At 76.0% G+C, this 21763-nt stretch carries 23 protein-coding genes; 10 read left to right on the top strand and 13 right to left on the bottom strand.

The features are described 5' to 3' along the window. The first annotated feature begins 29 nt into the window (after positions 1-29). Positions 30-701 (top strand): uridine kinase family protein, encoded by a 672-nt coding sequence (locus tag AC2TDM_RS09690; protein WP_203708914.1) that lies wholly within the window; start codon positions 30-32, stop codon positions 699-701. A 78-nt stretch (positions 702-779) separates the two neighbouring features. Here AC2TDM_RS09690 and AC2TDM_RS09685 read toward each other — a convergent pair whose 3' ends face one another. Further along, complete coding sequence (locus tag AC2TDM_RS09685) at positions 780-1124, bottom strand: PGPGW domain-containing protein (protein WP_484634489.1); 345 nt, start codon at positions 1122-1124, stop codon at positions 780-782. A 267-nt stretch (positions 1125-1391) separates the two neighbouring features. Between AC2TDM_RS09685 and AC2TDM_RS09680 the strand changes: the two genes are divergently transcribed. Continuing rightward, positions 1392-2240 carry an FAD binding domain-containing protein gene (locus AC2TDM_RS09680; protein WP_484634488.1) on the top strand — a complete coding sequence of 283 codons (849 nt, stop codon included), beginning with the start codon at positions 1392-1394 and terminating at the stop codon, positions 2238-2240. Next, positions 2237-5056 (top strand): molybdopterin-dependent oxidoreductase, encoded by a 2820-nt coding sequence (locus AC2TDM_RS09675; protein ID WP_484634487.1) that lies wholly within the window; start codon positions 2237-2239, stop codon positions 5054-5056. Before AC2TDM_RS09680 ends, AC2TDM_RS09675 begins: the two co-directional genes overlap by 4 nt. Here AC2TDM_RS09675 and AC2TDM_RS09670 read toward each other — a convergent pair. Next, positions 5044-6222 (bottom strand): XdhC family protein, encoded by a 1179-nt coding sequence (locus tag AC2TDM_RS09670; protein ID WP_484634486.1) that lies wholly within the window; start codon positions 6220-6222, stop codon positions 5044-5046. The two genes, AC2TDM_RS09675 and AC2TDM_RS09670, sit on opposite strands and share 13 nt — an antisense overlap. A gap of 130 nt (positions 6223-6352) precedes the next feature. On the opposite strand from AC2TDM_RS09670, the gene AC2TDM_RS09665 reads away from it, so the two are divergent. Beyond that, positions 6353-6913: a nucleoside deaminase gene (locus AC2TDM_RS09665; protein WP_484634485.1), complete on the top strand. Its 561-nt coding sequence runs from the start codon at positions 6353-6355 to the stop codon at positions 6911-6913. A 129-nt stretch (positions 6914-7042) separates the two neighbouring features. On the opposite strand, the gene AC2TDM_RS09660 is transcribed toward AC2TDM_RS09665, so the two are convergent. The 5 genes from AC2TDM_RS09660 to AC2TDM_RS09640 form a co-directional block, all read right to left on the bottom strand. Next, positions 7043-7537: an aromatic ring-opening dioxygenase LigA gene (locus tag AC2TDM_RS09660; RefSeq protein ID WP_484634484.1), complete on the bottom strand. Its 495-nt coding sequence runs from the start codon at positions 7535-7537 to the stop codon at positions 7043-7045. 105 nt (positions 7538-7642) lie between these two features. Further along, positions 7643-8497, bottom strand: a complete 855-nt coding sequence (locus AC2TDM_RS09655) for an amino acid ABC transporter ATP-binding protein (protein WP_484634483.1) — start codon at positions 8495-8497, stop codon at positions 7643-7645. Then, a complete protein-coding gene (locus tag AC2TDM_RS09650) occupies positions 8484-9146 on the bottom strand; it encodes an amino acid ABC transporter permease (protein ID WP_090034414.1) in 663 nt (220 codons plus the stop codon). The genes AC2TDM_RS09655 and AC2TDM_RS09650 overlap by 14 nt, the downstream gene beginning before the upstream one ends. Continuing rightward, positions 9143-9991, bottom strand: coding sequence for an amino acid ABC transporter substrate-binding protein (locus AC2TDM_RS09645; RefSeq protein WP_484636426.1), 849 nt, complete (start codon positions 9989-9991; stop codon positions 9143-9145). The genes AC2TDM_RS09650 and AC2TDM_RS09645 overlap by 4 nt, the downstream gene beginning before the upstream one ends. A gap of 103 nt (positions 9992-10094) precedes the next feature. After that, positions 10095-10718, bottom strand: a complete 624-nt coding sequence (locus AC2TDM_RS09640) for an ANTAR domain-containing protein (RefSeq protein ID WP_484634482.1) — start codon at positions 10716-10718, stop codon at positions 10095-10097. A 225-nt stretch (positions 10719-10943) separates the two neighbouring features. Here AC2TDM_RS09640 and AC2TDM_RS09635 point away from each other — a divergent pair, with 225 nt between their 5' ends. Further along, entirely contained in the window at positions 10944-11642 is a 699-nt protein-coding gene (locus AC2TDM_RS09635; RefSeq protein ID WP_484634481.1) for an ANTAR domain-containing protein, read from the top strand. A gap of 158 nt (positions 11643-11800) precedes the next feature. Continuing rightward, the gene (locus AC2TDM_RS09630; protein ID WP_203708916.1) at positions 11801-12379 is read left to right on the top strand and encodes a DUF2231 domain-containing protein; all 579 of its coding nucleotides are present in this window, start codon (positions 11801-11803) and stop codon (positions 12377-12379) included. A gap of 48 nt (positions 12380-12427) precedes the next feature. Here the strand turns inward: AC2TDM_RS09630 and AC2TDM_RS09625 are convergent, their stop codons facing one another. Both AC2TDM_RS09625 and AC2TDM_RS09620 read right to left on the bottom strand, forming a co-directional pair. Then, positions 12428-13129 (bottom strand): DUF6766 family protein, encoded by a 702-nt coding sequence (locus AC2TDM_RS09625; RefSeq protein ID WP_484634480.1) that lies wholly within the window; start codon positions 13127-13129, stop codon positions 12428-12430. Between the two features lie 85 nt (positions 13130-13214). Continuing rightward, complete coding sequence (locus AC2TDM_RS09620) at positions 13215-13661, bottom strand: hypothetical protein (protein WP_484634479.1); 447 nt, start codon at positions 13659-13661, stop codon at positions 13215-13217. A 175-nt stretch (positions 13662-13836) separates the two neighbouring features. Between AC2TDM_RS09620 and AC2TDM_RS09615 the strand changes: the two genes are divergently transcribed. After that, positions 13837-14718 carry a manganese catalase gene (locus AC2TDM_RS09615; protein WP_090034402.1) on the top strand — a complete coding sequence of 294 codons (882 nt, stop codon included), beginning with the start codon at positions 13837-13839 and terminating at the stop codon, positions 14716-14718. Positions 14719-14808: 90 nt separating this feature from the next. Continuing rightward, positions 14809-16218, top strand: coding sequence for an ANTAR domain-containing protein (locus AC2TDM_RS09610; RefSeq protein WP_484634478.1), 1410 nt, complete (start codon positions 14809-14811; stop codon positions 16216-16218). On the opposite strand, the gene AC2TDM_RS09605 is transcribed toward AC2TDM_RS09610, so the two are convergent. Further along, positions 16199-18094, bottom strand: coding sequence for a CheR family methyltransferase (locus tag AC2TDM_RS09605; RefSeq protein ID WP_484634477.1), 1896 nt, complete (start codon positions 18092-18094; stop codon positions 16199-16201). The genes AC2TDM_RS09610 and AC2TDM_RS09605 overlap by 20 nt on opposite strands. Further along, entirely contained in the window at positions 18091-19266 is a 1176-nt protein-coding gene (locus AC2TDM_RS09600) for a chemotaxis protein CheB (RefSeq protein WP_484634476.1), read from the bottom strand. Before AC2TDM_RS09600 ends, AC2TDM_RS09605 begins: the two co-directional genes overlap by 4 nt. 175 nt (positions 19267-19441) lie before the next feature. Between AC2TDM_RS09600 and AC2TDM_RS09595 the strand changes: the two genes are divergently transcribed. Continuing rightward, positions 19442-19711: a hypothetical protein gene (locus tag AC2TDM_RS09595; RefSeq protein ID WP_484634475.1), complete on the top strand. Its 270-nt coding sequence runs from the start codon at positions 19442-19444 to the stop codon at positions 19709-19711. On the opposite strand, the gene AC2TDM_RS09590 is transcribed toward AC2TDM_RS09595, so the two are convergent. Together AC2TDM_RS09590 and AC2TDM_RS09585 are read right to left on the bottom strand one after the other, a co-directional pair. Next, positions 19698-20615, bottom strand: a complete 918-nt coding sequence (locus AC2TDM_RS09590; RefSeq protein ID WP_175499581.1) for an NAD(P)H-hydrate dehydratase — start codon at positions 20613-20615, stop codon at positions 19698-19700. The two genes, AC2TDM_RS09595 and AC2TDM_RS09590, sit on opposite strands and share 14 nt — an antisense overlap. Then, the gene (locus AC2TDM_RS09585; protein WP_239078908.1) at positions 20612-21385 is read right to left on the bottom strand and encodes a histidine phosphatase family protein; all 774 of its coding nucleotides are present in this window, start codon (positions 21383-21385) and stop codon (positions 20612-20614) included. Before AC2TDM_RS09585 ends, AC2TDM_RS09590 begins: the two co-directional genes overlap by 4 nt. A 79-nt stretch (positions 21386-21464) precedes the next feature. Between AC2TDM_RS09585 and AC2TDM_RS09580 the strand changes: the two genes are divergently transcribed. Continuing rightward, positions 21465-21695 (top strand): hypothetical protein, encoded by a 231-nt coding sequence (locus tag AC2TDM_RS09580; protein ID WP_484634474.1) that lies wholly within the window; start codon positions 21465-21467, stop codon positions 21693-21695. Positions 21696-21763 lie beyond the last annotated feature (68 nt).

Genomic DNA, 21763 nt, shown 5'->3' with positions numbered 1-21763 from the left:
GGGGACGCTCGCTAGGGCATTCTGGAGTCATGTTATCGATGACCTTGCGTGAGGAAGAGCCAGCTGCAGGTCCTTGGAGAGCAGTGTCGGGAAGTCAATTCCTTCAGCTGCTGATGCAGGCGGCCGGGTCGCCGGCGGGGCGGCCAAGGGTCGTGGCTGTTGATGGTCGTGGCGCATCGGGAAAGTCGACGCTTGCCGAGCGCCTGTCTCGAGGGACGGGTCGCTCGGCGATCGTCCACACCGACGACGTCGCATGGCACGAGCCCTACTTCGCGTGGGGTCACTTGCTGGCCGATCACGTCCTGAGGCCGCTGCGCCGTGGAGAGGCCGTGTCCTTCCGTCCTCCCGCGTGGGAGCGGAACGGCCGCTCCGGATCGATCGAGGTCCCTGCCGGACTCGACCTCGTCATCGTAGAAGGTGTCGGGGCGAACCAGCGGGAGCTGGCCGGGTTGATCGACGCGACGGTATGGGTGCAGTCGGACTTCGCCATGGCTGAAGAGCGAGGTATCGCACGCGACATCGCGCAGGGTGTCAACGGGGACGCCGAGGAGGCCGTCGCGTTCTGGCACGAGTGGATGGCCGAGGAGCTCCGTTTTCTCGACCAGCAGCGGCCATGGGAGCGGGCCAACATGGTCGTCGCGGGAACACCGTCGATCCCGCTCGAGGAGGACCAGATCGCCCTCGCGGCCGGTCCTCTCTGATCCTATTCGCTCGTCGGCATGAGCGGACGTCGTTGATCCCCGAACCACCGTGACGCGACTGCCTCCGAGAGGAGCGCGTCAGCTGCGGCCGGCGCGGCGGCGGGCCCACCACGTCCGCGCGACGGCGAGCGCGCGCAGGACGAGGCCGCGCAGCCGGTCGAGCACCGGGCGGAACACGGGGAACTCCGAGGCGAGGATGCTCAGGCCGAGGAAGATCGCGAGCCAGCCCGGCCCGGGCAGCACGAGCATGGCGATGCCCGCGACGACCGTGGCACCCCCGACGACCGCGACCAGCACGCGGTAGGCGAGCCGGCGCCCGGGGCGGCCGTCCGTCCACGCGCGTACGCGGGCCAGGAGGCGCTGGGGGGCGGAGCCGGTGCTGCGCGCGCCGGCGTCCATCTCCTCCTCGAGCGTGCGGGTCACGGGGCCTCCGGGGCTGGGGCGGACGGGCGGCGGGTGCCGTCGGTCCGCCAACTAACGGTACGGGCCGTGCTGTTCCCACCGCGGCCCGGTTCACCCCCGGCGTGTGACCCGCGCCACCGCACCTGCCTGGCGGCCTCGGGGTCGCGGCGCTCCGGCCGGCCGGTGTGAGGAAGGTCCCGCGGTGCGGTCCTGGCGCCCTCGCGGGCCGCTGACCAGGATGGTCGCGCCCGGGGCGCGTCCCGGGACGGCACGGCGGACGGGACGGGCATGGACCTGACATCGGTGGACGAGGTCCGGCTGGCGCGCACGCGCGCGGACGTCGTCGTCGGCGGCGACGTGGTGCCGCTCGCCGGGGGGACCGCGCTGTACGCCGGGTCGACGGCGCGGGTGCTCGTCGACCTCACCTCGCTGGGCTGGCCGGCCGTCGAGGTCGACGACGACGGCGTGACGATCGCCGCGACGTGCACGGTCGCCGAGCTCGTCGCCCTTCCTCCGGTGCCGGGGTGGCGCTCCCAGCACCTCGTCGCCACGTGCGCGCGGGCGCTGGTGGCGTCGACGAAGATCTGGGCGGCCGCGACCGTCGGCGGGAACGTCTGCACCGCGCTGCCGGCCGGCGGGATGACGACGCTGCTCGTCGCCCTGGACGCGGTGGCTCTCGTCTGGACCCCCGACGGCGGCGAGCGCCAGGTCGCGGTCGCCGAGCTCGTCACGGGCGACGGGACGACCGCGCTGGCCGACGGCGAGGTGCTGCGCTCGCTGCACGTCGGGAGGCTCGCCATGGCGGCGCACGCGGTGCTGCGGCGGGTGTCGCTCGCGCCGTTCGGTCGGTCCGGGGCCATCGTCACCGGGCGCACCGACCCCGACGGGTCCGTCGTGGTCACGCTCACCGCGGGCGTGCCGCGGCCGTACCGGCTCGCGTTCCCGGCCCTCCCGGAGGCGGCTGCGCTCGTCGCCGCGGTCGACGCGGCCGTTCCCGCGTGGTTCGACGACGTGCACGGCGCGCCCGACTGGCGGCGCGCCATGACGCTGCGGATGGCGGGCCAGGTGCACGCCGCCCTCGCAGCGGGGGGCGGCCCGCAGGACGTGCCGCACGAGGGGTGGGGGACGACGCGATGAGGCTCACGCTCGACGGCGTGCCGATGGAGGTCGAGCCCGACCCGGGCCAGGCGCTGCGGACGCTGCTGCGCGCGCAGGGGGCCACCGCGGTGAAGAAGGGCTGCGACACCGGCGACTGCGGCGCGTGCACCGTCCTCCTCGACGGCCGGCCCGTGCACTCCTGCATCACGCCCGCGCATCGTGCCGACGGCCGCACGGTCACCACCGCCGCCGGGCTGGGCGACGAGGAGCACCTCCACCCCGTGCAGCGGGCCTTCGCCGACGCGGCCGCCTTCCAGTGCGGGTTCTGCACCGCGGGCTTCGTCACGACGGTCGCCGGTCTGGACCTGACGGGCGACGAGGGCGACGACGGCGCAGCGACCACCGGCGACGGCACCGCCGCGCCCGCCGGCGACGGCGCGGAGCACCTCCCGGCGTACGCCACCGGGACCGCGCGGACGCTCAAGGGCAACCTCTGCCGGTGCACCGGGTACCGCTCGATCCGGGACGCGCTCGCCGGCCGCCGCACCACGGAGGACGTCCCCGCGGGTGACGCCGTCGGCCGGTCCGTCCTGGCCCCCGCGGCACGCCGGGTCGTCACCGGCCGCGAGCGGTTCACCCTCGACGAGCCCGCCACCGGCGTCGCGCACCTGGCCGTGCTCGGCAGCCCTCACGCCCACGCCCGCATCGTGCGCATCGACGCCACCCGCGCCCTGGCGCAGCCCGGCGTCCTGGCGGTGCTCACGCACGAGGACAGCCCCGACGTCCTGTTCTCCACCGCCCGCCACGAGAGCCGCCTCGACGACCCCGACGACACGCGCGTGCTCGACCCCGTGCTGCGGTTCCGCGGCCAGCGGGTGGCGGCCGTCGTCGCCGAGACGCTGCGCGACGCCGAGCGGGCCCGGGCCCTCCTCGACGTGGAGTACGAGGTGCTCCCGCACGTCGTGGACCCCGAGGCCGCCCGCGCGCCGGGCGCCCCGCTCCTGCACGCGGACAAGCCCCGCTCGTCGCGGATCGCGGAGCCCGGGCGCAACGTCGTCGCCGCCCTGCACGACGAGATGGGCGACGTCGCCGCCGGACTCGCCGCCGCAGCGCACCGCGTGCGCCTGACCACCCGGACCGCGCGCGTCTCGCACGTCGCCCTCGAGACGCACGCGACCCGCGGCTGGACCGACGCCGACGGTCGCCTCGTCCTGCGCACCAGCACGCAGGTCCCGTTCCTCGTGCGCGACGAGATCGCGCACGTGTTCGGGCTCGACCCGGCCCGGGTCCGCGTGGTGGCGGGCCGCGTCGGCGGCGGGTTCGGCGGCAAGCAGGAGCTGCTCACCGAGGACCTGGTGACCCTCGCGGTGCTGCGGACGGGCCGGCCCGTGCAGTACGAGATGACGCGCGAGGACGAGCTGACGGTCGTGCCCACCCGGCACCCGTTCCGCGTCGAGGTCGAGCTCGGCGCCGACGACGCCGGCGTGCTCACGGCGCTGCGCGTCGACGTCCTGTCCGACACCGGCGCCTACGGCAACCACGGGCCGGGCGTCATGTTCCACGGCGTGAGCGAGTCCCTGTCGGTGTACCGGTGCGCGGCCAAGCGCGTCGACGCCGAGGTCGTCTACACCAACACGCTGCCGTCGGGCGCCTTCCGCGGGTACGGCCTGGGCCAGGTGGTCCTGGCGGTGGAGAGCGCGCTCGACGAGCTGGCCCGTGAGATCGGCATCGACCCGTTCGAGGTGCGCCGCCGCAACGTCGTCGTGCCCGGCGACCCCCTGCTCGTCACGGACCCCGACGAGCAGGGCGACCTCGGGCTGCACGGCTACGGGCTCGACCAGTGCCTGGAACTGGCCCAGGCGGCGCTCGCCGACCGGTCCGCCGACCCGCCCGTGCCGCCGGGGTACCGGGTGGGGGAGGGCATGGCGCTGGCGATGATCGCCACCGTGGCACCCCGCGGCCACCACGCCGAGGCGGTCGTGCGCCTGCTGCCCGACGGGCGCTACGAGGTGCGCGTCGGGACCGCCGAGTTCGGCAACGGCACGACCACCGTGCACACGCAGCTCGTCGCGCAGGCCCTGGGCACCACGCCCGACCGCGTCGTCGTGCGGCAGTCCGACACGGACGTCGTCCGCTACGACACGGGTGCCTTCGCCTCCGCGGGGACGGTGGTCGCGGGGCTGGCGCTGCACCGCGCGGCGCTCGACCTGCGCGACCGCCTGCTCGGGGCGGCGACGACGCTCACCGGCCATCCGCAGGACGACCCGACGGCGGTGGGGACCCCGGGCGCGATGGAGGTGGACGCGGTCGTCGTGCCCGGCGGGCGGGTGCCGCTGACGGAGCTGGCCGCCTCCGGGGCGCACCTCGAGGGCCGCGGAAGCCACGACGGCACGCCGCGGTCCGTCGCGTTCAACGTCCAGGCGTTCCGCGTCGCCGTGGACCCCGCGACGGGCGACCTGCACGTGCTGCGCTCGATCCAGGCCGTCGACGCCGGCGTGGTGCTCAACCCGCAGCAGCTGCGCGGTCAGGTCGAGGGCGGCGTGGCGCAGGGGATCGGCTCCGCGCTGTGGGAGGAGGTGCGGCTCGACGACGAGGGGCGCGTCCTCACCCGCGAGCTGCGCAGCTACCACGTGCCGCAGATGGGCGACCTGCCGACCACCGAGGTCCTGTTCGCCGCGACCTCCGACGAGCTCGGGCCCCTGGGTGCGAAGTCGATGAGCGAGGCGCCGTACAACCCGGTGGCGCCGGCGCTCGCCAACGCCGTCCGTGACGCGCTGGGCGTGCGACCCCTCGAGCTGCCGATGACCGCCGACCGGCTGTGGCGGCTGGTGCGGGACGCGGGTCAGCCGGTCTGACGGTCCGGCTGGGCCACCGGTCGCGGGGCCGGCCGCACGTCGGGCGCCGGGCTGTGCAGGGGCCCCTCGAGCCCGACGAGCGGTCGTCCGGTGCGGCCCGTGCGGGCGGCCAGCAGGCCGGCGACGACCGACACCGCGGTCTCCTGCGGCGTGGCGGCTCCGAGGTCCAGTCCGACGGGGGAGTGCAGCGCGGCGACCTCGGCCGGCGTCGCCCCGGCCGCCACGAGGGCGGCGACCCGGCGCCCGTGCGTGCGCCGCGACCCCAGTGCGCCGACGAAGCCGGCGCCGGACCGCAGCGCCGCGAGCACGAGCTCGGTGTCGAAACGGTCGTCGTGCACCAGCACGCACACGGCGTCGCGGGGTCCGAGCCCCGGCCCGGCGACCACCGCCGCCAGGTGCCGGACGGGCCAGTCCACGACGACCTCGTCGGCCGCGGGGAGCCTGTCGGCCGTGGCGAGGGCCGAGCGGGGGTCGCAGACCGTGACGCGCCAACCCAGGGTCCGGGCGAGGACGGCGACGGCGGCGCTGAGCTCGAGGGCGCCGTACAGCAGGAGCCGTGCGGGCCGGGCCCGCACCTCGACGAAGCCCTCCAGCGCGACGTCGTCGCACGCCCCGGCCACACGCCCGGAGCGGCCCTGCGCGACGCGGGCCGCCGCTGCTGCCGTCAGGACCGCCCGCGCCTCCTCGGCCGCCGGGCCGGTGCTCGTCGCGTCCCTCGCGGCCGTCGCGTCCGCCGTCCCCGTCGCGTCGGGCCCTGCCGACCACGTCGTGAGCGACCACGCCTCGTCGCCGGCCGCCGCGGCGCGCAGGGCCGGCCTGTCGTCGGGCCCCAGCAGCCGCACGTGCACCGTGATCGTGCCGCCGCAGGTGAGGCCCGCGGCGAACGCGTCCGCGTCGGAGACCCCGAAGTCCGCGTGGGTGCCGCCCGGGTCCGACGCCGCCAGCACCTCCTCGCACAGGGCCACCGTCGCGCCCTCCACGCAGCCGCCCGCGATGCTGCCCAGGACCCGCCCGTCGTCCGTGAGCGCCATCGACGTGCCACCCAGGCTCGGTGCCGAGCCCACGACGTCGACCACGGTGGCCACCGCCACGCGACGGCCTGCGTCCAGCTCGGCCAGCAGGCGCCCTGCGAGCTCCAGCACCTGCACCTCCGCCGTCGTCGTCACGCGCCCCCGGTCCGCCGGGCCCTCATCGTGGCACCGCGACCGGCGGCGTCATCCACGGCTGAGAGCAGCCACAGCCCCGTAACACGGTGGTAACGGCTCGGGACGGCGCCGGACACCCGCGCGCTGCAGGATGCGGCTCGTGACCGACACGATCGCCGCGGCGCCCGCCGTCCTGACGCCCGTCCCGACGCCTGTCCCGCCGGCTGGCAGCGAGGCAGGAACCGAGCAGGACGCCCGCTGGCTGGCGGCCGCCGTCGACCTGGCCACGCGCAACGTCGCGGAGGGCGGCGGCCCGTTCGGCGCCGTCGTCGTCGTGGACGGGCGCGTCGTCGGCACGGGCCAGAACCGCGTCACCCGTGACCTGGACCCGACGGCGCACGCCGAGGTGCAGGCGATCCGCGACGCCTGCCGCGCGCTGGGGACGTTCTCCCTGGCCGGCGCGACGATGTACGCGTCCTGCGAGCCCTGCCCCCTGTGCCTGGCCGCCACGCTGTGGGCCCGGGTCGACCGCGTCGTCTTCGCCGCCGACCGCCACGACGCCGCCCGCGCGGGCTTCGACGACTCCGCGTTCTACGCGCTGTTCGCCCAGGACCGCGCGACCTGGTCGATGCCCGTCGTCGCGCACCGCGTCGACGGCGCCGACGCCCCCATGCGGGCGTGGCTCGACCTGACGGAGCGCGTCCGCTACTGACCGGCGCCCTCCTCGGCCGGGGGAGACCGGCGCGCACGACGACGCCGGCCGCCCCCGCGCTGCTGCGGGGGACGACCGGCGTCGGCGGCGTGCCGCCGGCCGGGGCCGGCGCACCCTTCAATCGACCGTTCAGGCGATCTGCGGCTCCCGCCCGGCGGGCGCCGCGGCGACGGCGGCGGTGCGCCGGTCGAGGACCAGCACGGCCCAGCCGAGCAGGGCGAACAGGACCCCGAGGCCCATGACGAGCGCCGCGATGCCGAAGGCGACGACCGAGGTGAACAGCGAGGCCCGCAGGAACGAGCCGTTCATGGCGACCTCGCGCAGCGGGTCCTCCCGGTCCAGCTCGGCGTAGGTCTTGCCGCCGGTCGAGTCCAGCGCGTGGTGGGCGATGATGTCCGCCTGCGCGTACGCGGTCCAGGGGTTGGTGACCTGCTGGCCGCCGAAGGCGAAGGCGTCCTCGGCGACGGTGATGTTCTCGTCGGCCAGCTTGGCCGAGACCATGCCCCAGGTGACGCCGCCGGCGATCACGAGGAGGGCACCGGCGACGATCGCCACGAGGGCGACGACGCGGGCGACCGCGGCGTTGCGGACGCCGGTGCGGACGGGGGCGGTGGTGGTGGTCATGACGGGCTCCTCCGTGGGGGGTGGGGCCGCGGCTCCTGCCCGACCCTGGTCACCGTGCGGTGACACCACCAGGGTCGACCCGGGGGACCCCCCTCCACCTGGGACCTAGGTCGCGACCGTGCGGACCCCGTCGGTCGGGTCGTCGGGCGGCAGCTCCGTCCCCCGCAGGAGGCGCCGGAGGAACTGCTGCGTGCGCGGCCGGCGGGGACGTCCCAGCACGTCCGCGGGCGCCCCGTGCTCGACGACGAGGCCGCCGTCCATGAAGGCCACCTGGTCCGCGACGTCCCGGGCGAAGGTGAGCTCGTGCGTGACGACGACCATCGTCCAGCCCTCCCGGGCCAGCTCCGACATGAGCGCCAGCACGTCCCCGACGAGCTCGGGGTCGAGCGCGGACGTCGGCTCGTCGAACAGCAGGAGCTGGGGCCGCAGCGCCAGCGCCCGCACGATCGCCACCCGCTGCTGCTGACCGCCCGACAGCTCGTGCGGGTAGGCGTCGGCACGCCCGTCGAGGCCCACGCGCCGGAGCAGCTCCAGCGCCTCGGCCCGCACCTCGGCCGCGGGCCGGCGCTGCACGACGAGGGGCCCCTCGGTGACGTTCTGCAGCACCGTCCGATGGGGGAACAGGTGGAAGTGCTGGAACACCATGGCGGAGCGGTCGCGCAGGGCGTCGAGCTGCGCCCGCGTCGGCGCGGCGCCGAGGTCGACGCGCACGTCGTCGAGGTCGACGACGCCGCCGTCCGCGCGCTCCAGCGCGTTGAGGCAGCGCAGCACGGTGGTCTTGCCCGACCCCGACGGCCCGATGAGCGCGAGCACCTGCCCGCTGCGCAGCTCGAGGTCCACCGACCGCAGCACGGGCGTGCCGTCGAAGGCCTTCTGCAGGCCGCGGACCCGCAGCAGGGGCTGCGCGCCGTGCGGCCGCGGGGAGGGTGCGGCCGGGGCCGTCCGATCAGTGCGCGACATGGCGGTCCAACCTCGTCTCGAGCCGGCTCTGCACCGCGGACAGGACGAGGCAGATCACCCAGTAGACGGCGGCCGCCTCGATGTAGACCACCATGAACTGCTGGGAGAAGGCCGCGATCTGCTCGGCCCGGCGGAACAGCTCGGTCACCAGGATCAGGGACGCCAGCGAGGTGTCCTTCACGAGGCTGATGAAGGTGTTGGACAGCGGCGGGACGGACACCCGCGCGGCCTGCGGGAGGATGATCCGTCGCAGGGCCTGGGCCCGGTCCATGCCGATCATGTGCGCGGCCTCCCACTGGCCCCGCGGCACGGACAGGATCGCCGCGCGGATCACCTCGGCCGCGTAGCCGCCGACGTTGAGCGAGAACGCGATGATCGCGCTCGGCCACGGGTCGACGAGCACCCCGATCGACGGCAGGCCGTAGAACACGACGAACAGCTGCACGAGCAGCGGCGTCCCGCGGATGAGGGAGACGTAGGCGCGCGCCGGCGCCCGCAGCCACGCGCGCGGCGACAGCCGGGCCAGCGCGACGAGCAGTGCCAGCACGAGCCCGAGGGCCATGGACACCAGCGCGAGCGGGATGGTCCCGGTCAGCGCCCCGGAGACGATCGGCCACAGGGAGTCGCCGATCAGCTCCGCGGTCGTCACGGCTGCGTCACGTCGTCGCCGAAGTACTCCGCGGAGATCTCGGCCAGCGTGCCGTCGGCGGCGAGCGCCGTCAGCGCCTCGTCGACGGCGCCCGCCAGCGCGTCGCTGCCCCGCCGGAACGCCATGGCGCTGCGCGACTGGTCCTCGGTCTCGGCGGCCACCTTCAGGCCCGACGCGTCGTCGGTGTTCGCGTAGTCGAGCCAGGTCAGCTCGTCGTTGATGGTGGCGTCGACGCGGCCCTGCTCGACGAGGGCGACCGACTGCGCCCACCCCTCGACGGCCTCGATCTGCGCGCCGGACTCCTGCGCCAGCGTGTACCAGTTGGAGGTGAGCGACTGCGCCGTCGTCTTCCCCGCGAGGTCCTCGAACGAGGAGATGGAGTCGTCGTCGGCCCGGACGACGACGACGCCGCGGGAGTACGTGTACGGCTCGGAGAACGTGTACGCGTCCTCACGCTCGGGCGTGATGGAGACCTGGTTGGCGATGGCGTCGAAGCGGCCCGCGTCGAGCCCGGCGAAGATCGCGTCCCACTGGGTCTCCTCGAACCGCACCTCGACGCCGAGCTGCTCGCCGACGGCCCGGGCGACCTCCACGTCGAAGCCCGTCAGGTCGCCGGAGCCCTCCTCGTGGTAGCTGAAGGGCCGGTAGGTCCCCTCCGTGGCCACCACGAGCTCACCCGCGTCCTGCACGTCCTGCAGCGAGGTGTCGGACCCGCCCGAGGACCCGGCGGACGCCCCGGCCGACGCGGGGGCGCCGGCGTCGCCGCCCGAGGAGCAGGCCGCGAGGAGCCCCACCACGGCGGCGAGGGCGGGGAGGGTCAGGACGCGGGGGGAGCGGGGACGCAGCACGCGCTCATGCGACCACACCGCCACGCCCCCGGCCACCGGGGTCCGCACGCCGGACGGCTCCGCCGGCCGGCACGCCGGACGGCTCCGCCGGCCGCAGCCGTCAGGCGATCTGCTCCGGGGCGCGCAGCGCGGCGACGACGGGGGCGCACGCGCGCGCGGCGACGATGCGGCCGGCGACGTCCCGCAGCTTGACGTTGGACTCGTTCGACAGGCGCCGCAGCAGCGCGAACGCCTGGTCCTCGTCCAGGCCGAGCTCGGCGACGACGATGCCCTTCGCCTGCTCGATCTGCCCGCGGTGGACGACCGAGGCCCGCACGGCGCTGTCCACCTCCCGGGCGACGAGGTCGTCGTACACCTCGCTCACGTCGACGACCCGCCCGTGGTCGCGTGCCAGCACGCGCAGCTCGACGACCGCCCGGCCGGACTCCTGCCGGCGGTGGACGCACGCGAGCACGTCCTCGGCGGGGTCGTGCGCGCGGCCGTGGGGCAGCGGGCGGTGCGGCTCGGGGCACCGGACGGTGGCGAGCGCGTCCGGCAGGGGGGCGGAGCAGGGCGCGGGTGTGGTGCTCCCACCCGCGGCGGTGCCCGCCGCGAGCACCGGGGACGTGCCGGACGACCGGGGGGAGGGCTGCGGGCGCCGCGGGACCGCGGCGGACGGAGGTGGGACCGGGACGACCCGGTCCGCGTGCGGACCGGGGGCGGGACGGATGTCGTTGACGACCATGATCGAGGTCCTTCCTGCGGCCCGGGGCCGTCTCTGGACCCCGGACGTCACCGGACCGGGTGACCGGGAAACGGTACCTGAGTGCTACCTGACCGCACGTCGGCCGGCGCCGTCGGCGGGCCTCCCCGCCGGTGCTCGGCGCGGCGAGCAGCGTGCGACTCGGCTGGTAACCTCACCCGCCGAGTCAGGACGCGGCTCTGCACCACCCCTGCGCCAGGAGCACCCGTGCTCGAACCTGCCACCCCGGACACCGTCCCGGGGGACACCTTGCGTGCCGGCGCCTTCCGGCTGGACCGCACCGCCCAGCGCTGGACCTGGTCCGACGCCGTCTACCTCATCCACGGCTTCGCACCGGGCGAGGTCGTGCCCACCACGGACCTCGTCCTCGCCCACGTCGAGCCCGCCGCACGGGACGTGCTCGCGCAGCGTTTCGCCGCCGGCGCCCCGTTCGAGCCCTTCGTGTCCGTGCACGCCCTGCGCGACGCGCGGTCCCGGGAGCGGATCGTCGCGCTCCTGGCCGACCGCCCGGGCGCCGGGCCCGTCGCCGGGCCTGACGGCGCGACCGACGGTGGACGAGGCGTCGGCACCGACGGTGCGTCCGACGAGGACGTCGTCGTCGGGCAGCTCGTCGACCTCACCGAGCACGCACGCCGGACGGCCGCGGACGCCGCCGGGCGCGCCATCGAGCGCGCGGTGGCGGGCACGGCGGTCGTCGACCAGGCCGTCGGGGTGCTGATGGCGGCCGCCGGCCTCGGGCCGGACGAGGCGCGCCGGGCCCTCGAGGCCTGGGCCGCCTCGGCGGGGTACGAGCTCGCGCTCGCCGCGAGGGCGCTGCGGTCCATGGTCACCGAGCCCGAGGGGCGCAAGGCGGTGGCGCGGATCGCGCGCGAGCACGTCGGCGACGCGGAGGCGCCGTCCGCCTGAGCGGCGCCGGACGCCGGCACGGCGCCCCCGGTGGCGGGCGTCGGCCCGCCTTGCGAGGGTGGCCGCGCACGGCGGCCCGCGCAGCGGGACGCGCCGACGACCCGTCCAGGCCCGGGCGGGACCGTGTCGGTGCGCACGGCCCGTGCGCGGAGGCCCGGATGAGCACGACCCGCACAGCCCTCGATCACGCCGGTGCCGGGGTGTACTCCCGGTCCACGGCGCGGCACCTCACCGACGCCCTCGAGCGCCGGTCGGCCCTCGACCCCGCCGTCGCGGTGCTGGAGGCCGTCGCGCGTCCGGTCGTCGGCGGGGAGCGCCGGTGGCGCACCCTGAGGGGCGCGGCGCTCGGGCACCCGCTGCACCCCGTCCTCACCGACGCGCCCGTCGGGCTGTGGACGTCCTCGGTGGTGCTCGACCTCGTCGGGGGGGAGGGCGCGCAGGACGCGGCGGACCGGCTGCTGGGGCTCGGCGTCCTGGCGGCCGTGCCCGCGGTGATCACCGGGCTCGCGGACTGGTCGGCGGGGGACACGGGCGTCCGGCGGGTCGGCGTGGTGCACGCGGCCCTCAACGGGGTGGCCCTCGCCGGCTTCGCCGGCGCGTGGCTGCTGCGCCGCCGCGGCCACCGGCGCGCGGGCGTGGCGGCGAGCCTGGCGTCCTTCGGCATCGCCGGCGGCGGCGCCTACCTGGGCGGGCACCTGGCCTACGCGACGGGAGCCCGGCCGCAGCAGTCGCGCTGAGGTCCGGGCGCGACGGGGGCCACGGCCCCGGCATCCCGGCCGTCCGCGTCAGCCGTCGACGCCGGTCGTGGTGTGGGACGCGCCCACGGGCTTGGACTGCGACGAGCCCCTCTCGCGGAGGTACACGGCGAAGAGCACCATCGACGCCACGGCGAGGAACTCCGACTGCCAGTTCTGCAGCGTCCGGCTCCAGAACTCCGGCATGCGGACGTACTGCCACCACGTGACCGGGTCCTGCAGGTCGCGCATCTGCTCCTCGCTGTAGGCGGCAGCGCCCGCCACGGACTGCGCGACCCAGGCGAGCAGGAAGATGCCCCCCATGACGAGGCTCAGCGAGCGGGAGTAGAGCGCGAGCCGCCAGCCGCGACGGCGCGCCCACGACGGCGCGCCCGGGCCGGCGTGCTCGCCGACCCGCTGCTCCTCGTCCGACTCGCGGCCGACCCCGTCGAGCGGCTTGGACTCGGGCGAGCCGACCTGCACCAACCACACCGTGGCGACGACGAAGAGGAAGAACTGCAGGTACTCGGACTGCCAGTTCTCCGCGAGGTCGACGGCGAAGGACGAGGACCCGACGTAGTCGAGCAGGCCGACGGGTCGCAGCCCCGCCGCCACCTGCTCCTCGTCGAACAGCCGCGCGCCCGCCACGGCCTGCCCGACGAGCGACAGCAGCAGCAGGAGCAGGAAGACCAGGGTCAGGCCGTTGCGCCACAGCGCGGCGCGCCACCGGGCCCCCGGCGCGGACCCGCTCATCGGCGGACCGCCGCGAGCACCACCACCGCGACGAGGGTGACGACGACGAGTGCCAGCACGAGGACGAACAGCACGCGGGTGGCCCTCACGACGCCTCCACCGCGCAGTCGTACGGTCGCTGCGGGCGCGGTGTGCACAGCGCCGCCGTGACCGTCCAACGGGCGCCGTCGCGCGCGAGGAAGACGGTGTCGCCGGACAGCGCGACCTGGGCCTGCCGACCCGCCACGGCGACGCGGGGTGCCGTGGTCGTCGCAGCGGCCGCCGGGTCGGCGCCGCTGACCCCGACGAGGTCCACCACTCCTCCGTCGCAGGAGTTGCCCGTGCGGTCGGCCACCGCCTCCGCCGCGGCCGGCAGCAGGAGCGCGCAGGCCTCCGGCCCCTGACCGGCGGCCAGAGCCGTCTCCAGCTGGAGCGCGACGTGGACGGCGTCGTCGCCGTCCGGACCACCGCACCCGGCACAGGTCAGGCAGACGGCGATCGCGACGAGGCCCGACGGCCCCGCCGTCACCCAGCGCGCGGCGCGACGTCCCACGTCACCGACCGTAGCCACGGGCCGGACCGGTCGCCCGGTGGCAGGGCCGGGCGACCGGACCTAGCGTCGAGAGCAGCGGCAGCGACGACCGTCGTCGCCGCGGCCCCGTCCAACGCCAGGGCGGAGCGCACGCACTGCCGGCCGGCCGCGCGCTGGCGGGAGGAGTGGCCGCCCCATGTTCTTCCACCGCCAGGAGCTCCAGCACCAGGCCAAGCCCGACAAGCCCGACGCCGTCTTCGCGCGCAAGCTGCAGGAGGTCCTCGGCGGGCAGTACGGCGAGATCACGGTCGCCATGCAGTACGGCTTCCAGGCCTGGAACACCCACCTGCCCGGCAAGTACCGCGACCTGCTGTACGGGATCGGCGCGGAGGAGTTCGGCCACGTCGAGATCCTCGCGACGATGATCGCCCAGCTGCTCGAGAAGGCCCCCGTGGGCGCCACGGAGAAGGCCATCCAGGACGACCCGACCGTGGCGGCGATCATCGGCGGCATGGACGTCCAGCACGCCATCGTCGCCGGGGCGGGAGCGCGCCCGGTCGACAGCAACGGCAACCCCTGGAGCGGCGCCTACGTCACGGCCAGCGGCAACCTGCTGGCGGACTTCACCGCGAACGCGAACGCCGAGATGCAGGGCCGCCTCCAGGTGGCCCGGCTGTACCACATGACCGACGACCACGGCGTGAAGGACCTGCTCGGCTTCCTCCTCGCCCGCGACACCATGCACCAGAACCAGTGGATGGCGGCCGCGAAGGAGCTGCAGGAGGAGGGGCACGAGCTGTTCCCCGTGCCGAGCAACTTCCCGCTGGCGAACGAGGACCGCGACGTGTCGTACCAGTACATCAACTTCTCGAACGGGCCCCTCGCGTCCGAGGGCTCCTGGGCGTCGGGCCCCACCCCGGACGGCAAGGGCGAGTTCACCTACGTGGCCGAGCCGCCCGCCGGGGTGCCCATGCCGCCGCCCACCGTCCCCGACCCGCGCCTGTACGGCACCTCGCCGGTGCCGAACACCGCGGAGAAGGTCACGAGCAAGATCAAGGACGTCCTGCACAAGGACTAGGGCTACGGTAGGACGAGAACCCCCAGGACGGGCGGTCGGGACGGTTCGTCCCGGCCGCCCGTCCGTCGTCAGTGGCGAGAGGAGACCACGGTGACCACCGAGGAGCACGCGCTGCCCCGACCGCGGACCACCCCCCGGACGACGCCGCTCCCGGGGAGCAGGTCATGGGTGTCCGGGGACCTGCGCGCGCTGGACGACCTCATCGGCCGGATCGGACGGGGGGGCGCGGCACCCATGGACGACGCCACCGTCCAGGGGCTCGCCACCGCCAACGAGGAGCTGCGGGTCGCGGACGAGGAGCTGCGCCTCCAGCGCGAGCAGATCGCCCGGCTCCTGGCCGAGCGCCGGGCCGCGGGCCTGCAACGGCAGTGGCTGGCCTCGATGCTGCCGGTCCCGATGGTCGTCACCGACCGCGCCGGCGTCGTCGTCTCCGCGAACGCGGCGGCCGGGCAGATGCTGCACATCGCGCTCGCGCACCTCGTGCGCAAGCCGCTCCCGCTGCTCGTGCACGAGGAGGACCGCCCGCAGGTCCGCTCGCTGCTGGGCTCCGCGACCGCCTCCGGCGACCCCGTCCGGCTGCGGGTACGGCTGCTGCCGCGACGGAGCGAGCCCGTCGTCGTCGACCTCGCGGTGACCTCCGACGGCTGGACGGCGGAGGAGGGGGAGCTGGCGTGGACGTTCTTCCTGGCCGACGAGTCACGGCCGGCGGCGCAGGCGTCGAGCCGCGCCCTCGCCCTCGCGGGCGCCTTCGCCGACATGTGCTGGTTGCCGGCGCGCGCCGGCGGTACGCAGGAGCTCCTCTCGAGGATCGCCGACGTCACCCACCGGGCGGTGGCGGCGGCGGAGGCGGTGAGCGTCAACCTGGGCTCGGCGGCCGAGCCGACGGCCGTCGCGTCGACGTCCGAGCTGGCGGCGGCCTTCGACGGCGCGCAGGTGCTGGCCGGGACGGGGCCGTGCGTGACGGCGTCCGAGGCGCACGAGACCGTCGTCACGGGCGACGTCGCGGCCGACTCCCGGTGGGCGGGGCTGGCGCGGACCGCGGCCGGTGCGGCCGTGGTCTCCGTGCTGGCGGTCCCGGTGACCGGCGACGAGGGGCTCGTCGGCGCGGTCAACCTGTACAGCACGCGGCGGGACGCCTTCACCGAGGAGGACGTGGACGTCGCCGAGCTGCTCGCGGCGGCCGGGGGCGCGGTGCTCGCCGAGGTCGCGCAGAAGGACCGTCTGCGGACCCTGGCCGCTCAGCTCGACCAGGCGTTGACCTCCCGCGCCGTCATCGACGAGGCGAAGGGCATCATCATGGCGCGCCGCGGCGGCACGGCGGACGAGGCGTTCGCGTTCCTGTCGGCCCTGAGCCAGCAGCGCAACGTCAAGCTGCGCGTGCTGGCCACGGCGCTCGTCGAGCAGACCGCCGCCTCCCGGCCCGCGCCCCCCGCGCCTGCGGAGGAGCGCGGCGCGAACGGTGCCCCCGCTCGACCGGGGGTCAGCCGACGACGGTCATGACGACGATGGCGCCGTCCGCGCCCGCGCCGCCGCGGCGCAGCGGCGAGACGGCCACGTCGAGGTCAACCGTGCGCCCCCGGCGGTTGACGGCCTCGACGCGGACCACGTCCTCGGCGGGCAGGCCGTTCGCGTGGGCGACCAGCAGCGGACGCAGCCGGTCGAACGGGAGCCCGATGTCGAGGTCGCCCATGGGCCGGCCCAGCGCCTCGTCGTCGCGCACCCCCCACAGGTCGGCGGCGCGCTCGTTCCAGGCGAGCACGCGCAGGTCGTCGTCGAGCACCGCGACCCCCGCCCGCAGGCCGCCGAGGACGGCCTCGAGGAAGTGTGCGAGCTCACCCACCTCGGCGGTGCGCAGCCGCAGCTCCTCGTTCGACGAGTTCAGCTCGTCGTTCGTCGACTGGAGCTCCTCGTTCATCGTCTCGAGCTCCTCGTTCGTCGACTGGAGCTCCTCGTTCGTCGTCTCCAGCTCTTCGACGGTGCTCTGGAGCTCCTCGTTGGTGGTCTCGAGCTCCTCGTTCGTGGACTGCAGCTCCTCGTAGGCCGCCTCGAGGTGCTGGTTGGCCTGCTCGAGCTGGTCCTGCAGCTCGCGGTACCGGGTGACGTCGTTGAAGATCACCGTGACGCCCAGGACCTCACCGTCGGAGGTCAGCAGCGGGACGACCTGGACGTCGAGGCTCACGGGCCGCTGCCCCACCCGCTGCCACGAGAGGTCGCGCAGCCACAGGGGAGCGCGCGCGGCCAGGACCTGCTCGATCGAGGACCGCAGCTCGACCGGCTTGTAGGACATCTCGAGGTCGTGGAAGGGGCGGCCGGCGTCGCGCGGACCGATGGCGAAGAGGGACTGCGCGCGGCGGTTCGACGCCACGAGGACCCCGTCGCGGCCGATGACGACCTGCGCGGCCGGGGCCTGGAGCAGGGCCTCCTCCCACAGCCGCGACAGGTCCTCGGGCGGCACCGCGTCCGCCGGCGCGGCCCCGGTCAGCGGCATCGCGACGCGCCGCGGTTCGCCGACCACCTTGCGGAAGAACCGCCGCCGCAGCTCGAGCGGCTGGAAGAGGTCCGGGTGGGACAGGAGCATCTCCGCCTTGCCGAGGAACAGCACGCCGTGCGGCTCGAGCGCGACGTGCAGGCGCCGGACGATCTGGGCCTGCGTCTGCGCGTTGAAGTACATGAGCGCGTTGCGGCACAGGAGGAGGTCGATGTGGGAGATCGGCGCGTCCTGGATCAGGTCGTTCCGGCCGAAGATGACGGCGCGGCGCAGCTCCTTGCGCACCTGGAAGCGGTCGCCCACCGGCTCGAACCACCGGGCCAGCGTCTGCTCCGGCACGCCGGCGACCTCGCGCTCGTCGTAGAGGCCGTTGCGGGCCGTCGCCAGCGCGACCTCGTCGACGTCGGTCGCGTAGATCTTCACGCGGTCGGCGAACTCCTCGGGCCCCAGCGCCTCGGCCAGCAGCACGGCCAGGGAGTACGGCTCCTGGCCGCTCGCGCACGCGGCGCTCCACACGCGCAGCCGGCCCGTGCGGCGCGCCAGCAGGCGCGGCAGGACCTCCGTGCGCAGGTGCTCCCACGCGTCGGCGTCCCGGAAGAACGCCGTGACGTTGATCAGGACGGTGCCGAAGAGGGCGTCGAACTCACCCGGGTCCACCGACAGGCGGTCCTGGTAGTCCTCGTACGAGCCGACGCCCGCGGCCGCCATCCGGCGTCCGATGCGCCGCGCCAGGCTCGCGGACTTGTAGCCGGTGAAGTCGAAACCCCGCTGCTCGCGCAGGTGCTCGAGCAGTGCGGTCAGCTGGGGGTCGGGCGTCTCCGCCACGAGGGGCCCGAGAGCGGCGGACCCGTCCTCGTCGGGCTCGACCTCGTCGTCCTCGTGGCTCACCGCCCGCCCTCCTCGTCGCGGCCACCGGCTCCACCGGGGCCGCCCGCCGAGCCGTGCCCGTACCCCGCGCTGGGCCGGCGCCCGGCGAGCTCCGCGGCGAGGTCGCGGGCGGCCGCGAGCTCGGCCTCGCTGTCCACGGCCGCCATGGCCGTGAGCGCCGAGGTCCGCTCGACGAGGTCGCGGAGCACCAGCGCCGACGCGCGGGCCTCGCCGGCCTGGACGGTGAACGTGTGCTCCGTGAGCCGGTGCTGCCGACGGGCCGCGTTGTCCGCGAGACGGTCGGCCAGCGCGGCCTTCTCCTCCAGGGCGCGCAGCGCCATCCACAGCGCGCTCTCGACGGCGGTCGACTGCTGCGCCGACAGGCTGTCGGGGGACCACGCGTGGCCGACCCGGCAGCGGTAGCGGGTCACCGGCCCGTCGACGAGCTCGAAGAGCACGCCCGCGCAGTCGGGGCAGGCGAAGGGCGACGGGACGCCCGGGCGGTCGCCGGCGCTCAGCGCCGCGTCCTCCATGCGCGTGATGGCCAGCTCCACGTCGACCAGGTCGCCGTCGAGGCCGCCGTCGACGTCGCCTCCCGGAGCGCCGGTGCCACCCCCACCCGGCAGGTCCTCGGCGAGCAGGCGCACGAGCAGCGCGGGCATCGCGGCGACCGGCAGGACGTGGTCGGGGTGGTCGGCGGCCAGCACCGAGGCCGGCATCCCGGGGTACGCGGCGTCGTCGGGCTCCTGCACGAGGCAGGTGGCGCCCCTGCTGTGCAGGCTCAACGCGCCGACGGTCCCGTCGTCGAGCGTGCCCGACAGGACCACGCCGACGGCACGGGGCCCGTGCGAGCGGGCGGCCGAGCGGAAGAGGACGTCCACGGACGGCCGGTGGCCGTTCTCGCGCGGCCCGCGCACGAGCGTGAGCGTCTCGCCGACGACGACGACGTGCCGGTCCGGCGGCGCGACGTACACGTGCCCGGGCAGGAGGACGTCCCCCTCGACCGCCTCGTGCGCCGGCAGCGCCCCGGACCGGTCCAGGATGGCCGCGAGGTGGCTCGCCGCCGAGGGGGGCAGGTGGAGCACCACCACGACCGCCGCGGGCAGGTCGGCCGGCAGCCCGGCCACGAGCGTGCGCAGTTCCTCGACCCCTCCGGCCGACGCGCCCACCACCACCAGGTCCCTGCGTGCCATGCCTGCACCTCCCTCCGTCGCTGGTCCTCCGTAGTGCCGGTCGGTGCGGCCGTGCGGTCCCGGACACCCGTGGTGCGCGAGTCCGTGGGGGTCTTGCCCCGGGGCCCGTGAGGTGCGACCGTTGTCGTCCGACCGGGTGAAGATCGCGCACGGTCGGCGTCGCCAAGGGGCGGTCATGTCCGATCTGTCGCTCGTGTCCTGCGAGCACCTGCACGTCCTGCTGCGCGAGCTCGTGCGGCGCCGCATGGAGGCCGACGAGCCCGTCGGGCGCGACGAGGCCGGTCGGCGGCTGCTCGACGTCGTCGCCGAGCTGGACGCCCGGGCGAGCGTCCGGTGGGCCGACCGGGACCGCAGCCGTCGCGCGGGAGCCGTCCCGTCGCCCGCGCGGGGGGTCCCGCGGCTGGTCCGCGCGTCGGCTGCCGGAGCGCCGCCTAGCGGGCGGTGAGCTCCACCAGCACGCGCGGCAGCTCCTCGCACAGCTCGCGCGCGAGGTAGCCCAGCGGGCCGACGCGGGCGGCCAGCCGGTCGCCGGCGAGGCCGTGCATGGACACGCCCCAGCAGGCGGCCTGGTCGGTCGGCGTCCCGCCCGCGAGCAGGCCGGCCACGGCGCCCGCGAGGACGTCCCCGCTGCCCGACGTGCCGAGGCCGGAGGCGCCGGTCGGCGAGGTCCACGCGCGTCCGTCGGGCGCGACGACCGTGCCGCTGAGGGCCACGACCGCACCGAAGCGCGCCGCGATCGCGTGCGCGACCTCGCGGTCGGACCCGTGCGCCCCGCCCTCGTCGTCGCCGAGCAGCCGGTCCGCCTCGGCGCCGTTCGGCGTGAGGACGAGGCGGCCGGCGAGCGCGTCGTGCACGTCGGGCGTCGACGGCAGCACCCCGAGGGCGAAGGCGTCGAGCAGGACGGGCACGTCCGTGCCCGTGCGGGTCGCGACCGCCCGCAGCAGCGCCCGCGTGCCGTCGGGCTCGTCGAGCCCCGGCCCGAGGACGACGGCACGCGCCCGCTCCAGGTCGCCGTCGAGCAGACCCGCGTCGGACCCGACGAGAGATCCGGCGGCGGTCTCGGGCAGCCCCGTGACGCCCGCCTCGGGCACGGCCACCGCGAGCGCCGGGGCGACGGACCCCGCCACCGCCAGGCTCAGCCGCCCGGCCCCCACGCGGAGCGCGGCGACGCCGGCGAGCAGCACGGCGCCGACCGTCCCGCGCGCCCCGCCGACGACGAGGACCGCCCCCCGCCGGTCCTTCGACCCGCGGCGGTCGGGCAGCGGCCAGTCGCGCAGCACGGCCGGCGTCAGGGCGACCGGGTCCCCGCCCGGCACGCCCACGCCGTCCCCGTCGCGGTCGTCGCTCATGCGTCGTCCTTCCGTCCGGGGTGCTCGGTGACCGGCGCGTCGCCCGCGAGGTGGCCGACCTCGTCGGCCTGCAGCGCGCGCCACGCGCCGGTGCCGGCCCCGCCGCCGTCCTGCCGTCCGTCGGGACGCCGCTCGAGGGTCGTCACCGAGGCGTTGCGGACGCTGCCGGCGCGGACCAGTGCCATGAGCTCGTCCTCGTCGAGGCCCTCGAGCACGGCGCGCAGCAGCACGACGACGGCGTCGTGGGTGACGACGAGGAGCCGCTCGTGGTCCTCGCGGCGCTCCACGTCGGACCACCAGGACCGCAGCCGCAGCGCGACGTCCGACCACGACTCGCCGCCCGGGGGGCGGTGGTAGGTCTTGCCGAGGTGCCGGCGCCGCTCGGCCTCCGCCGGGAAGCGGGCGGCGACGCCGCGCGCGGTGAGCCGGTCGAGCACGCCGAGCTCCCGGTCGCGCAGCCGCTCGTCGACCCGCACCGGCAGGTCGAGGCCGCCCGCGGCGAGGGCGTCCGCCGCCGTGGCCCGGGTCCGGGCGTAGGGGGAGACCCAGAGGGCGGTCGGACGCTCGCCGTCCGGCAGCGCCGCGAGGTGCCGGCCGAGGGCGGCCGCCTGCTCCCGGCCCCGGTCCGACAGCGGCGTGTCCGCGTCCCGCGTCGCGACGTCGACGACCTCCGAGCCGGTGCGCTCCGCCTCCGACGCGGCCACGTTGCCGAGGCTCTCGCCATGCCTGACCAGCCAGAGCGTGCGGACGGGGGAGGTGGGGGCGAGCACGCCCCCACCGTGGCACCGGTCGCGCGCACCCGCATCCCGCCGGGTGGCCGAGCGTGCGCCGGTCCAGCACCCTGGGGGCATGACGACGCACACCCTCACGCTCGAGCTCCAGGTCGACATCACCGACGAGGACGCCCTCGTCGACGCGGTCCGCGCCTCCACGCCGGAGGACTCCCTGCAGCCGGACGACATCCGTCCCGAGGACCGCGCCGCGTCCTCCCTGGTGGCGGCGTTCTCCAAGGCGGGCAAGGACCTGCAGGTGCCCGGCGTGACGATCCAGGACGTGAAGGTCGTCGAGCGCGACGCCTGACGGGGCAGCCCTGCGGGCGCGGTCGTCCCGGCGCGTCGTGGGCGGCCGTGTCGGTGGCGGGGCGCACC

This window comes from Cellulomonas sp. plas2 (assembly GCF_057221735.1).
Note: the sequence above shows the minus strand (reverse complement) of the source record. Positions and strands in the feature narration are given on the sequence as shown.